This is a genomic window from Pedobacter sp. PLR (assembly GCF_026239675.1).
Taxonomy (GTDB): Bacteria; Bacteroidota; Bacteroidia; order Sphingobacteriales; family Sphingobacteriaceae; genus Pedobacter.
Genome location: NZ_JAPIVQ010000005.1, coordinates 491,825 through 504,561, shown reverse-complemented (window position 1 = coordinate 504,561; position 12,737 = coordinate 491,825). Strand labels below are relative to the sequence as shown.

Annotated in this window: 10 protein-coding genes; 1 reads left to right on the top strand and 9 read right to left on the bottom strand. The window is 42.5% G+C overall.

Going from position 1 to position 12,737, the window contains the following annotated elements; genetic code table 11:
• Positions 1 to 245: 245 nt before the first annotated feature.
• Positions 246 to 2,129 carry a 7TM diverse intracellular signaling domain-containing protein gene (locus OQX61_RS15045; RefSeq protein WP_265842587.1) on the bottom strand — a complete coding sequence of 628 codons (1,884 nt, stop codon included), beginning with the start codon at positions 2,127 to 2,129 and terminating at the stop codon, positions 246 to 248.
• A 164-nt stretch (positions 2,130 to 2,293) separates the two neighbouring features.
• Between OQX61_RS15045 and OQX61_RS15040 the strand changes: the two genes are divergently transcribed.
• A complete protein-coding gene (locus OQX61_RS15040) occupies positions 2,294 to 3,709 on the top strand; it encodes an alanine/glycine:cation symporter family protein (protein WP_265842586.1) in 1,416 nt (471 codons plus the stop codon).
• Positions 3,710 to 3,828: 119 nt separating this feature from the next.
• Here the strand turns inward: OQX61_RS15040 and OQX61_RS15035 are convergent, their stop codons facing one another.
• From OQX61_RS15035 to OQX61_RS15000, 8 genes are all read right to left on the bottom strand, one after another.
• On the bottom strand, positions 3,829 to 6,330 hold the full coding sequence (locus OQX61_RS15035; protein WP_265842585.1) for a glycoside hydrolase family 2 TIM barrel-domain containing protein: 2,502 nt from the start codon (positions 6,328 to 6,330) through the stop codon (positions 3,829 to 3,831).
• A gap of 131 nt (positions 6,331 to 6,461) precedes the next feature.
• A complete protein-coding gene (locus tag OQX61_RS15030) occupies positions 6,462 to 6,695 on the bottom strand; it encodes a hypothetical protein (RefSeq protein WP_265842584.1) in 234 nt (77 codons plus the stop codon).
• Positions 6,696 to 6,852: 157 nt separating this feature from the next.
• Positions 6,853 to 7,227, bottom strand: a complete 375-nt coding sequence (locus tag OQX61_RS15025) for a hypothetical protein (protein WP_265842583.1) — start codon at positions 7,225 to 7,227, stop codon at positions 6,853 to 6,855.
• Positions 7,228 to 7,350: 123 nt separating this feature from the next.
• A complete protein-coding gene (locus OQX61_RS15020; protein WP_265842582.1) occupies positions 7,351 to 7,731 on the bottom strand; it encodes a VOC family protein in 381 nt (126 codons plus the stop codon).
• Positions 7,732 to 7,799: 68 nt separating this feature from the next.
• Entirely contained in the window at positions 7,800 to 8,777 is a 978-nt protein-coding gene (gene egtD, locus OQX61_RS15015) for an L-histidine N(alpha)-methyltransferase (RefSeq protein ID WP_265842581.1), read from the bottom strand.
• A gap of 10 nt (positions 8,778 to 8,787) precedes the next feature.
• A complete protein-coding gene (locus OQX61_RS15010; protein ID WP_265842580.1) occupies positions 8,788 to 10,056 on the bottom strand; it encodes an ergothioneine biosynthesis protein EgtB in 1,269 nt (422 codons plus the stop codon).
• Positions 10,056 to 11,681 carry an ABC transporter permease/substrate-binding protein gene (locus tag OQX61_RS15005; protein ID WP_265842578.1) on the bottom strand — a complete coding sequence of 542 codons (1,626 nt, stop codon included), beginning with the start codon at positions 11,679 to 11,681 and terminating at the stop codon, positions 10,056 to 10,058. Before OQX61_RS15005 ends, OQX61_RS15010 begins: the two co-directional genes overlap by 1 nt.
• Positions 11,674 to 12,684: an ABC transporter ATP-binding protein gene (locus tag OQX61_RS15000; protein WP_265842577.1), complete on the bottom strand. Its 1,011-nt coding sequence runs from the start codon at positions 12,682 to 12,684 to the stop codon at positions 11,674 to 11,676. The genes OQX61_RS15005 and OQX61_RS15000 overlap by 8 nt, the downstream gene beginning before the upstream one ends.
• Positions 12,685 to 12,737 lie beyond the last annotated feature (53 nt).

Below are 12,737 nucleotides of genomic sequence, written 5' to 3'. Positions count from 1 at the left end.
ACAAGCTAGAATAACTACAACTATCTATAAAACAATAAGTTACAAACAACAGTGATACGCTTGAGACTCAATCAATAAATGGTGTTTTCACTGATTATCACCTGATTAGGCAGGATCGTAAAATGGAAGCTGATACGCTAAAAAAACATTAAAAAAAATACAAGAAAAATTCCCCTGAATAGTAATACAGCCCCTTTTTTTGATAAAAACGGCTGGGATTAAACAGGCTGGGTAAGATTCAGGGATTATACCACTGGTTTTCCGGCAAATGATGGAGACTCAAAGATCAATTTACTCCATCCGCCTTCACCGGCATTTTTCAGTTCTTTATTTCTTTCCTCCAGCAGCTTTTGCATCTTGCTGTTATAGGCCCAGCAGGTACTTTGTCTGATCAGGAGCAGCTGAGATAATTTATGGGAAGAAATTTTACCCTTGGTGGAATAAACCAGGAAAAGCATATAGAAAGCTTTATTGATAGGTATCCTGCTATTCTGAAAGATGGTATGGGCGATTACAGATTCATCATAACCACATTTTGTACACCTGCGGCTATAAGGCAGGAAACCGGAAAGATATTGTGTGTTGAGGCATTTTTTACAACTATATCCATTGGTCCATTTTAGCTCGGAAAGGTATTTAAAACAGGTATCCCTGTCTGGATATATTTTACTGAACTCTTCAAAATTCACTTCCATAGACATCACTCTTGCACGGCTTACTTTCTTGATGTTTTCATGCAGTTCCTGGTTGTCTTTTTCCAGCATGGCATTCATCAGGGAGATTTCCATGTTTTGCTTTTCAATAGTTGCGGCCTTCTGGCTGACCTCCTTAGTACGTTCATCAACCAATGAGCTCAGCTCCTTATTTAAAGTTTCCTTTAGTTTTTCATTAATCTGAAGCTGCTCAATCATCCGCTTTTGCGCTCTGTCTTTTTTCTGTCTTAAGCCTCTGATGTTATCGCCAATGGCAAAAGAAACCAGAATCATCTCTATCACGAAGCAAAAGCTTAAGCTGTAATGGGTAACCGGACCATAGGGCAACCAGGGAACGTTTAAAAGCACCAGCCCTTTAATGATGAAGCCAATTAATAGAAATGAGTAGCCAATCACAAAGAATCTGGCTGGTCTGAAGCCATTTTTCCAGATATAAATACCGGAGCCCAGGGCAATCAACAAAGGCAATACTTCTACTAATTTGTAAGTAAACAACTGATGGTCATACAGGCAGGCTATAAAAAACAAAGTCCGCAGCCCAATCATTGCAATGATGGCTTTGTAAAGCCCCGGGGCCTTACTTTTCAGGTATAAAAAATTCAGGGTAAAGAGCAATCCGAACAGACTGCTTAAATACAAGGCAATCCCATATCCGTATTGGTTTAAAGCAGGATGCTCTGGCCATAAGTACTGAAATGCGATGCCATCCACACAGGTTTCGTACAATCCAATACTTAGATTGTATAACACGTAGTATAGATATTGTTTTTGCCTGATGGCGATGAACATCAGTAAATTGTAAAAACTAAAAACAACGATCATCCCATAAAAAAGCCCGAAAAACATATATTCTTCCGTCGCATAATGAACTAACCAGCGCAGGTTTCTCAGGACAATGATTACGCTTGCCGATTGTGAGGACTTTATTCTGATGTAATAAGTCTCCTCCCGCTCTTTAGAATTATCGAGGTTTAGCAGGAAATTCTTATGTGCATACTCGCGCTGATCAAACTTGTATTTTGCACCAAACTTAAAACGTTGGTATTTATGAGGCCCAATAGGTGCATAGAAATTAACGTCATCAATGGTCTGGTCGAAGAATTCGAGCACCCAATTCTCCTTAGATTGGGGGTTAAACCTGATCTTAATCTTAAACCAGTGGGTGGAATTCAGGCTAAATATCTTAGGCGTATAGATCGTGCTTTTGCTGAATTTGCTGTCCATTGCCGGACTTAGAATATCCTGTAGTGTTAGTTTTCCGCCAGGATCTTCCAACAACTCAATTTCCCCGTAATTAAAGATGTGGTGAGGTACTTTGTCGTCAATCGTTACCTGGACCTGCGCCCTGGATTTCAGCTGTAAAACACTCAGTATAGCAAAGGCACAAAAAAAAATAACCCTGGAAATTTTCATCATTTAGCATTACAACATGGAGCACGCAATTCATTGCCACTGAGGGGAATTGCTGCCAATTATATTTAGTTGCTGTAATGATAGGAAAAAATTCCATGGAATACAGGCACCTCGTTATTGAATTTTTATCGGCTTCCTTTTAAAAAATTCCCCTATTTTACCGGCTTATGGAAGAAATCATTACCAAAATTAACGACCTCGTATGGAGCAATGCGCTCATTTTACTTTGTATGGGTACCGGCATATATTTTTCTATCGTTACCAGATTTGTACAGCTTCGATACATCAAAGAGATGATCGCACTTCTTTTCGGAGGACAAAGTTCTGCCAAAGGGGTGAGTTCTTTTCAGGCATTTGCCATCGCCATTTCCGGACGCATTGGTACTGGAAATATTGCGGGAGTAGCAACGGCTATTGCGATGGGTGGCCCTGGTGCCATATTCTGGATGTGGTTGATTGCATTTCTAGGTAGCGCATCGGCTTTTATTGAAGCTACACTCGGTCAGATTTACAAACAGGTTAACAATGGACAATATCGTGGAGGTCCGGCCTTCTATATAGAAAAAGGACTGGGCGTAAAATGGTACGCGGTGGTATTTGCCATAGCCACCATCATGAGTACCGCGCTTTTTTTACCTGGAGTTCAAAGTAATAGCATTGCATTGAGCATGCATAATGCTTTTCAGGTTCCGGTGGGCTATACTGGCGCAGGAGTCGCTATATTACTTGGATTAATCATATTTGGCGGTGTTAAACGCATCGGCAGAGTTGCAGAAATTGTTGTCCCATTTATGGCCGGGGCTTATATCCTGATGGCCATCATTATTATGGCTCTACATATCCAGGAGATTCCATCTGTGATTATGCTGATTGTAAAATCGGCTTTCAAACTAGAACCAGCCTTTGCCGGCGTATTTGGTATGGCGATTGCCTGGGGCGTAAAAAGAGGTATTTATTCCAATGAAGCTGGCCAGGGAACAGCACCACATGCTGCCGCAGCAGCGGAAGTAAGTCACCCGGTAAAACAAGGTCTCGTACAGGCATTTTCTGTTTATGTAGATACTTTATTTGTGTGTACTGCAACCGCTTTTATGATTCTCTTTACCGGCCAATACAACGTCATTAATCCGGAGGGCGGCTTCCTGGTTGAAAACCTACCGGGGGCAAAAATCGGAGCAGAATACACCCAATTCGCCGTAAACTCCCATTTCCCTTCCTTAGGTAGTGGCTTCGTTGCGGTATCCCTCCTGTTCTTCGCCTTCACCACCATTATGGCCTATTATTATATTGCGGAAACCAACCTCAGCTATCTGGATAAAAAAGGTAGAAAATGGGCCTTATGGACCTTACGTATCCTGATCCTTGCAGCTACTTTTTATGGATCTGTCAAAACTGCTGAAGCAGCATGGACATTGGGTGATATTGGTGTGGGTGTTATGGCCTGGCTCAACGTTGTCGCCATCATATTACTTAGAAAACCGGCATTAAAAGCTTTTAAAGACTACCAGGAGCAACGCAAAGCGGGTAAAGATCCGGTCTTTGATGCGAAGGCATTGGGCATAAAAAACACTACAGAATGGTAGTATAGGAATTCAGTAAAAAAGCAATGCCGTAAAAAGGGGATTGGCGATTTTAAATCACCAATCCCCTTTTTTAATTGTTAGCCCAATACTTCAGTTAACCTAATACCCTGGTCAACCTGTTATTTCACTTCAATTTTCAGTGTTGTAGATTTCAAGCCCTTTGCAGTCGCCTCAAAATAAATCGGGCCTTGTTGCTCATCAGCTTTCACAATAGCGGTCAGCTGACCGCTAAAAGCTTTCATTTTAGGTGCCTGAAAAGATTCCAGACTTGCACTGTTGCCATTGGCTACTGCATGAAATTTCCCTGCCCCTCTGACTTTAAAACTGATCTCTCTGGTATCCTCTGAACATAGATTTCCAGCTGCATCCACTACGCTAACCAGCACAAAGGAAAGATCCTTACCGTTTGCCGTTAACTGCGTACGATCCGCTTTCAGTTCCAAATGGTGAGGTTTACCAGCGGTATGAATTTCTTTTTCCTCCACAGCATTTCCTTTCGCATCATAAGCAATCACCTTAACCGTTCCCGGTTCATACTTCGTATCCATCCACATCAGGCGGTATCTTTTCTGACGGTCAAAAGCTTCCAAAGATTTTTTATCGCCGGTATTATACACTGTAAACGTCGTATCTTTAGTTTTTCTTCCCTGACTTTTACCATTGATAAACAATTCAGCAGTCGGGTAATTGGTGTAGACAAAAACCGGAGTAGTTTCACCTACCCTGTCTTTAAAATTCCAGTTTGGAAGAATATGAAGCGTATTTGCAGTGGTATTCCAGTGACTTCTATACAAATAATAACGGTCTTTAGGGATTCCGGCAAGATCTACTATTCCGAATAAAGAGCTATGGCTTGGCCAATTCGTGTAATATGGAGTTGGCTCTCCGAGGTAATCGAAACCTGTCCACACAAATTCACCTATCGCATAAGGCAGATCATCATGCTGAATAAAGTTATCTTCCGGCAAGTCAGACCAGCTACAATGCTCTACATCATAGGATGAAACCTGCAAATCCTTATATACAGGCATCGCCCGTCTGGTGACAGGGAATTTATAGATCCCTCTTGAGCTGATGGTTGAAGCAGTTTCAGTACCCAGAATCAGTTGCTGAGGTAATTTCTTATAAGCCTCCGGATAAGCAAAAGGGCGGTAATTAAATCCGGCTACCTGCATGGTTGCCGCAAAATTGTTATTGATAACCGATCCGGGGTTATCCATGCCTTGCGTCACAAAACGTGTAGGATCTTCGCGGAAACAGATGTCCTGGAGAAACTTTGCAATTTTAGCAGCACCAACCATTCCCTGCTCCGGGACTTCATTTCCGATACACCACATCACTACACTCGGATTATTTCTGTAATGATGGATCAGATTCACCATATCTTTTTCCGCCCACTGGTCAAAAAACTTATGGTAACCGTTCTTTTGCTTTGGCTCTTTCCATTCATCAAAAGTTTCTGCCATGAGCATCATTCCCATTTCATCACAAGCCTTTACAAATTCCGGGGCCGGCATATTATGAGAAGTCCGGATGGCATTTACGCCCATATCTTTCATGATGCGAATCTGTCTTCTGATGGCGGCATCATTTACGGCGGCACCCAGCGGACCAAGGTCATGGTGTAAACAAACGCCTTTAAACTGCGTTCTTTTCCCGTTCAGGAAGAATCCTTTATTGGGAATAATTTCTATTGACCGGATACCAAAGGTAGTCGTGTATTCATCGCGTAGCTCATTTCCTTCGTATAACTTAGAAACTGCGGTATATAAAACCGGGGTTTCCGTATCCCACAATTCAGGGTTTAAAACCACCAGCTCCTGATTAAAAACATCCTGATCATATTTGTTCAGGGGCGTTTTCAAAACCGCAACAACCTTACCTTTTGCATCCTTAATTTCGGTAGACAACTGAAACTGATCTGCCGCGGTTTTTCCTGCTCCTGCCAACTTTGTTTTGATGTTTACCTTCGCAAATCCGGCATTGATCACCGGTGTCGTTAACTGCGTTCCCCAAACCGGAATATGCGCTGCTTCTGTAACCAGCACATGAACATTACGGTATAATCCGGCACCAGGATACCACCTTGACGATTCAGGGAAGTTCTCCAACCTTACAGCAAGCGTATTTTCCTTGCCAGGCTCTAAAAACTCCGTGATATCAAAATGAAAAGTATTGTAACCATAAGGCCAGTAACCTACCTTTTTACCATTTAAGTAAACGGTAGCATTGCTCATTGCACCATCAAAGATGATCGTTGCCTTTTTACCGGCACTAAAAGCAGGCAGCACAAACTTATTCCGGTACCAACCTACGCCAACAAATGGCAAACCACCGGTACGACCGGCGTGCTCAGAAGCTTCTTTCTGCCCATCTTGTGTAATGGCAACATGTTGTTTATCATTATTGGCACTAAAAGGACCATAAATCGCCCAATCATGGGGAACTGTAACACGCTGCCATTTACTGTCATTATATTTAGCAGAGATAAAGCCTTCCTGATCTTCCCTGGTAAACTTCCAGTTCTTTTCCAGAAGTAATCCGGACCTGCTTTGCGCCTTAGTGGTCCCATACAGCATGCCTAACGACAATATAACAACAGCAAAATAATTCTTTTTCATATCAAAATTTAACGTTCTAACCGGTTCAACTCACCCTCTATTATGTACTACATAATACTGGCAGCTAAATATATGTTAAAACCCTATAATTTTGATGCTTTATGGAGATAAAGTAGCGTGGAGACCTGAATTTACCGGTGACCTAAATAACACCAATGGGTTACCCAGTAATAATCGTCCATCGGCAATCCCTTTAAATACCATTCCGGACACAAAGGATCCAAACCAGCGTAACCAAGGTAGATTTTAGCTGGACTTCCAAAATCAGTAATCCTCACCAGGACAATCCTTGAAAACTCATCTCCCTTATCTGTAGGAAGCGGCAAATAACTATCTGCGCAAATCCAATTAGAGTTACTTTCCATATTAACTGAGCTACTGCATATAGATACGAAAATATAGTCGGGCTGGATTTACAAAATCCCAGTCCCTGATGGTCATAATTCCTGTTTAAATAGTTCGAAAACAAAACGAGGGCGCCAAATTACTTTGGGCACCCTCGCTTCAATATTTAAGAATTTATTACCTGGTACAATCTGCTGTCCAGGTCGCTCCATCCTTGGTCACGAACATTTTTAAAGTACTTTCATCAATTTTAATTCCGGTTAACCCGCTTCCAACACTTACATAACTATTATCTCCGGATTTTTCAAATTTCACACCTGTGATATCAGGAATGTTATTACCGAAAAAGAAATTGTAAGTTTCTCCTACTTTACTCACTGTAATCTTCCCATCAGAACTAGTGATGTTATTGCCATCTTTTGAGTAAGAAACTGAACCTTTATAAGTTCCCACAAATAAATCTTTAGAAGCTGGATCTGTGTCTTTCTTACAGGCGATCATAATCGTCGTAGCGATTAAAAGTAAACTGAAGATTCTAATTGCTTTTTTCATAATGTGATGTGTTTTATTGTAACACCACAGTTACAAAGCCCGTGCCAACAACGCAATTCATGTTGACAATTAATGACCTTTTCAGGAGCAAAAAGCCACTTTTCAACCACAAAAACAGTACTTTTAATTGTTTTCCAGAATGGAGAGAATATTCCCTGCCGGGTCTTTAAACCAGGCAATTACCGGTCCTTCTCCACGAAATACACCTTTTTCATCGGTCTTAAAACCTTCCTCCTCATAATGCTCAAAAAGCACTCCTTTTTTCCCTAACTGCTCCACCGCTTCCTCCACACTTTGAACCGGAAAATTTAGGACAGTGAAGGTTGCGGGCTCATGATTGCGCTTTGGATAGATCACTATCGGACTGGATCCATTCACATGGAGTTCCAGTATTCCCATTGGATCATCTTTCAAATCTAACCCTAATACGCCACCATAAAATGCCCTTGCTCTTTCCAGATCGTCCACTGAAAATGAGCTAAATGATTTTGAATTCTTTAACATGATTTGTGTTTTAATTTAAGACAATCCGCTACAAATAAAGTTTGAGGATGTCCTATTCAGTTTAAAAATCAATCCACTATCCAAACCGCATCTACAAAGTATTTATTTGCATCAAAAAACAGATGTTTACCTACAAAACCTGTAACCCTGGCCATAGCCTCTATTTCGGGAAGCGAATATTTCTGTGAAATCTCCATATAAATAGGTTCATGCGCCGCAAAGCTGATGGCGGTTTCCTCATCAAGATGGACTACCTGCTCTTTCTTACTGATCAGGTAACTTTTGCAAGCCCCTGAATCCGGATCGTAACAGGCATAATGTTCAAAAGATTGCAGGTTAAAATCGCCGCCCAGTTCTCTGTTGATCCGATGGAGCAAATTGAGATTAAAGGCCGCAGTGATCCCTTGCGCATCATTATAGGCTGCCAGAATTTGCTTTGGGTTCTTCTTCAGGTCAAAACCGATGATCAACATATCTCCTTTTGACAAATACGCGTTTAGTGTACTGCAAAAGGCATTGGCCTCCTCCACATCCATATTCCCAATATTTGCGCCCATAAAAAGCACCACCTTCCTACGATTGGAAAGCGAAATACCTTTATCCAGCATTTTGAAATAATCACCATTCAATCCCTTAATATCCAATCCGGGCAATTGCTTCGGTAAAACCTCTTCCAGATGACGGATCACATTCGCAGAAATATCGATTGGCAAATAACTGAATTCCAGCTTCCGCTGACTCAGCTCCTTCAACAAATGAATAGATTTAGTGGCGTCACCGGCACCCAGTTCGATCAGGTCAAAGGGGCTGTTTTCAGAAGCAATCAAGTCTGCAATGTCTCCGCTTTGATTGGAAAAGATGTCCATCTCTGCATTGGTCAGGTAATATTCATCCATTTTCATAATCTGCTGAAAAAGCAGATCCCCCTGATGATCATAAAAATATTTAGCCTGCATAAACTTCGGACTTGCCTGCAGCCCTGTTAAAATATCTTTCCTGAATTGGGTCATCGTACTTACTTGTTCTTCTAATTTAATTGTGTCCATATAGCCCATATTATTTCGCAAGTCTTATCCCTGTAAACTGCCACCTTAAGTGTGGATGAAAAAAGTTCCTGTAGCTAACCCTGCTATGTTCCGCAGGGGTGGCGACAGATGCACCACGGAGTACCTTTTGATTGACCATAAACTTTCCGTTATACTCGCCTATTGCCCCTGGTGCTTTACTGAAACCCGGATAAGGGAGGTAGGCGCTTTCTGTCCATTCCCAGCGTTGCCCCCATTTAAAAGAGTCCGCAGCAACCTCCCATTCAAATTCTGTTGGTAGCCGCATTTTTGCCCAGCTCGCATAAGCATAAGCTTCATAATAACTGATGTGTGTTAAAGGCGCATAAAGATCTAGTGGCTGAAAGCCTTCCAGCGTATAATTTTGCCATACGCCATCTACTGAATGCCAGTACATCGGAGCAAGGATCTTGTTGTTATTTACCCAGTCCCAGCCTTCTGAATGCCACCATACAAAGTTCTCATAGCCCCCGCTATTGATAAATTCAAGGTATTCGGCATTGCTCACCAGATTGGAACTGATGGAGAATTGGGGTAAATAAACCTTATGCCTGCCCAACTCATTGTCGAAACAAAAGTCAGTTCCGGCATAACCAATCTCATAAAGCCCTGCTGTTATCGTTTTCATTTCCCGGAACCGGGAAGATACTTCAATGTTCTGAGGCTGTGCCGCATGAGGAAGATGCCCCCCTTTCTGAGCTACCTCAATATGCTCAGGATGCTCCGCATGATGAAGATGTTCAGCGTTCTGAGCGGCCTCCACCTGATGAACATGCTCAGCCATTTCGGTGCGATAAGCAGGAAACAATGGATTATGTCCCAGAATATATTTGATATCAGTCAGCAAAAGTTCCTGATGTTGCTGTTCATGATTAAAACCAAGAAGCAACAATTCTTCTGCCTTTTGCTCCAGTGGATTTTCCAGCAGCCGAAGCATTGCAGCATCTACATACGCCCGGTACTGATAAATTTCCTTTACACCCGGCCGACTAAGATTCCCCCTGTCCGTTCGGATCACTCTGCTTCCTACCGTTTCATAATAACTATTGAAAACATAATTATATGCGACATTGTAAAGCTCATAACCCGGCAAGAAGCTCTGCAGGATAAAGGTCTCAAAAAACCAGGTGGTATGTCCCAGATGCCATTTTGGAGGGCTCACATCTACAATGGGCTGCACTACATAATCTTCGGTCTCTAAAGGCTCGCAAATCTGTTCAGAGTGTTTTCTAATTTGCCGGTACTTTTCCGCTAGTATCATCAATTCGTATCTAAGTAATTTTTTAATTCGGTTATGGTATTAACACCTAGTGCTTTCGATTGTTTTTCCCTCATCATCAAGGCATAAGAATTGTTAAAACCAATAGGAATAAGCCACTTAATCTTGTATTTCTGCTGAAAAGTTTTGTTCACATAATCGTATACTTTGTCTTTATCCTGTCCGATGTTTTTCAGCAGCTGCTGATCAGGAGCCAGCAACACCAGCAAGCCCGTACCAGTATACTCGGGATAAAAATCAATCTGATCATTGACCAATGCGTCGAAGCAGATTTTTGTACCACCAAGACCGGATTTTGTTTCCACCTGATAATCGGTATTACCCTCTATCAACATCCGGTAGATCTGGGCAAGAATATATTGTTCACCAAATATTTTGGAACCAATCCTGACCACTTCCCCATTTCCTTTCCGCGGACTTTTATACAATCCTGCGCCAGATAAAAAATCTCTGGCCACCCGTTCAGGGCTCTGCTTCAGGTAATCTGTGCGGTAATTTAGCGCGATCATGGTAGAATCATTGATTTTTCCTGCCAGCAGATTCAATACCCCTTCCAGTTGTGGGAACTTCTCCAAAGCCCCCTCCCGAACGATAGGTACCGCATCATAGGGCGGAAATATTCCTTTGTCATCTTTCAAAACGATCAGGTCAAAAGCTTTTAATCTGCCGTCAGTTGAATACCCACTAATCACATCTAGTTCCTTTTCGTAAACTGCTTTATACATCAGGGCATCACTAATTACCCGCGTCGGAATTTTCAATTTATAGACGGACTTTAATCCCAGATCTCCGTCTTGTCTGCCCATAAATTCAGGGGTAAAACCCGCAGTCAATTTAGTACCATCACCGGAACCAGCAGTCCTTTCCGCAGCAAGCCGTCCTGCATTACCAATACCCGTAATCACAGGCCCAAGCTTATATCCTAACAAAGCTATCATGACAAAAACCAGCACATAGCTCAGTTTTTTAAGCTTGATAAAATCAAGTTGCTGAACCTTCGACAATAAAAAATCTAAACTGATAGCCAATAAAGCGGCCGGAATCGCCCCTGCAAGGATCATATTGCTGTTGTTCAGCGAAATCCCTCCGAAAATAAACTCGCCCAATCCGCCGGCAGCAATAAAAGAAGCCAGGGTGGCAACACCGATATTAATCACCGCAGCCGTTCGGATCCCCGCAAGGATCACTGGCATGGCCAAAGGCAGTTCTACATGAAAAAGAACCTGTTTTTTATTCATACCGAGGGCGGTTGCAGCCTCAATAACATCCCGGTTTATTCCTGTTATGCCGGTATAAGTATTTCGGATAATGGGTAACAGCGCATATACCAGCAAGGCGACTATAGCCGGTTTTGCACCAATCCCCAATAGAGGAATCATAAAACCCAGCAGAGCGATGCTGGGAATCGTCTGTAGCACACCTGCAAAGCCTAAAACCCCTGCCGCCCATTTACGTTTCCGCGCAATAAACATCCCCAGGGGAAGGCCGATTGCAATGGCTAACAATAGCGCAGTAAAAGTAAGCCCAAGGTGTTGAAAAGTCTGGCTGAGCAGCTTATCCCTTTGCTCCCACATGAAATTCCACAAGGTTTGCTGGCGATCATCCATGAATATGCTGTTGTTGATAGTGGTGAAAAGCCCCGGTCAGCTCCTGAAAGCTAATGGTTTTTATCTGCTCCGGACTACCGTCCAGCACAAAGCTTACATAGTCCTCCACCGTAAAATTAAAACACTCCATTGCCAGCCAGACACTCAGTGTTGCTGGTTGTAATTGATCACCCGTCACCTTGGTCTGCTCAGTAAGCCGGATAAAATTCTCCTCAGCATTGATGGAATGCGGAGGCAGCAACTCCCATAAATCTTTGATGCTGGCACATTTAAATTCTAAAACCAAACGCGCGCCATCGAGAAACCGACGTGCAAAATCATTAACAGGTCTGTACAATAAATCCTTTGCAGTACCAATTTGTACAATTTCACCACGGTTCATCAAACAAATCCTGTCGGCCAGCTCAAAAGCTTCCTGAACATCATGTGTCACCATCACGATCGTTTTTCTCTTTAACTCTTCCAGCGCTTTGAATTCTGTATGAATCTTCGACCTGGTCACATTGTCAAGCGCTCCAAAAGGCTCATCCATCAATAAAATCGCAGGATCTGCAACCAATGCTCTCGCCAGACCGACCCTTTGCTGTTGTCCGCCACTCAATTCATGAGGAAACAGGGATAAGCAATCCGGAGATAAACGCAGCTTTTCCAGCAATTCAGCTGTGCGCTTTAAAGTTTTTTCTACAGGCCATTTCAATAGCTTCGGAACGATGGCAATATTTTCAGAAACGGTATAATGAGGAAAGAGACCAATATTTTGCATCACATACCCAATTTTTCGCCTCAGCATTTCCGGTTTTTCATCAGATGCGGACTGGCCATTGATGCTGATCTTTCCGGAATCTGGCTCAATCAGGCGGTTGATCATTTTGAGCGTGGTGGTTTTCCCGCAACCACTGGTCCCCAGGATTACCATAGTTTCACCTTCAAGCACCGTAAAAGAAACCTCTTTTACCGCTTCTGTATTTCCGAAACGCTTACTGACACCTGATAACTCAATCATCCATTCATTTTCAAGGTTTACAAAAAGTTGATTTAAAGATCCCGATACTATTC

What these genes read in the sequence shown, in the direction of transcription:
- OQX61_RS15040 (WP_265842586.1), top strand. Translation starts at nt 2,294, where the DNA reads ATGGAAGAAATCATTACCAAAATTAACGACCTCGTATGGAGCAATGCG.
- OQX61_RS15035 (WP_265842585.1), bottom strand. Translation starts at nt 6,330, where the DNA reads ATGAAAAAGAATTATTTTGCTGTTGTTATATTGTCGTTAGGCATGCTG.
- egtD (WP_265842581.1), bottom strand. Translation starts at nt 8,777, where the DNA reads ATGGACACAATTAAATTAGAAGAACAAGTAAGTACGATGACCCAATTC.
- OQX61_RS15005 (WP_265842578.1), bottom strand. Translation starts at nt 11,681, where the DNA reads ATGGATGATCGCCAGCAAACCTTGTGGAATTTCATGTGGGAGCAAAGG.
- OQX61_RS15010 (WP_265842580.1), bottom strand. Translation starts at nt 10,056, where the DNA reads ATGATACTAGCGGAAAAGTACCGGCAAATTAGAAAACACTCTGAACAG.
- OQX61_RS15030 (WP_265842584.1), bottom strand. Translation starts at nt 6,695, where the DNA reads ATGGAAAGTAACTCTAATTGGATTTGCGCAGATAGTTATTTGCCGCTT.
- OQX61_RS15025 (WP_265842583.1), bottom strand. Translation starts at nt 7,227, where the DNA reads ATGAAAAAAGCAATTAGAATCTTCAGTTTACTTTTAATCGCTACGACG.
- OQX61_RS15045 (WP_265842587.1), bottom strand. Translation starts at nt 2,129, where the DNA reads ATGATGAAAATTTCCAGGGTTATTTTTTTTTGTGCCTTTGCTATACTG.
- OQX61_RS15000 (WP_265842577.1), bottom strand. Translation starts at nt 12,684, where the DNA reads ATGATTGAGTTATCAGGTGTCAGTAAGCGTTTCGGAAATACAGAAGCG.
- OQX61_RS15020 (WP_265842582.1), bottom strand. Translation starts at nt 7,731, where the DNA reads ATGTTAAAGAATTCAAAATCATTTAGCTCATTTTCAGTGGACGATCTG.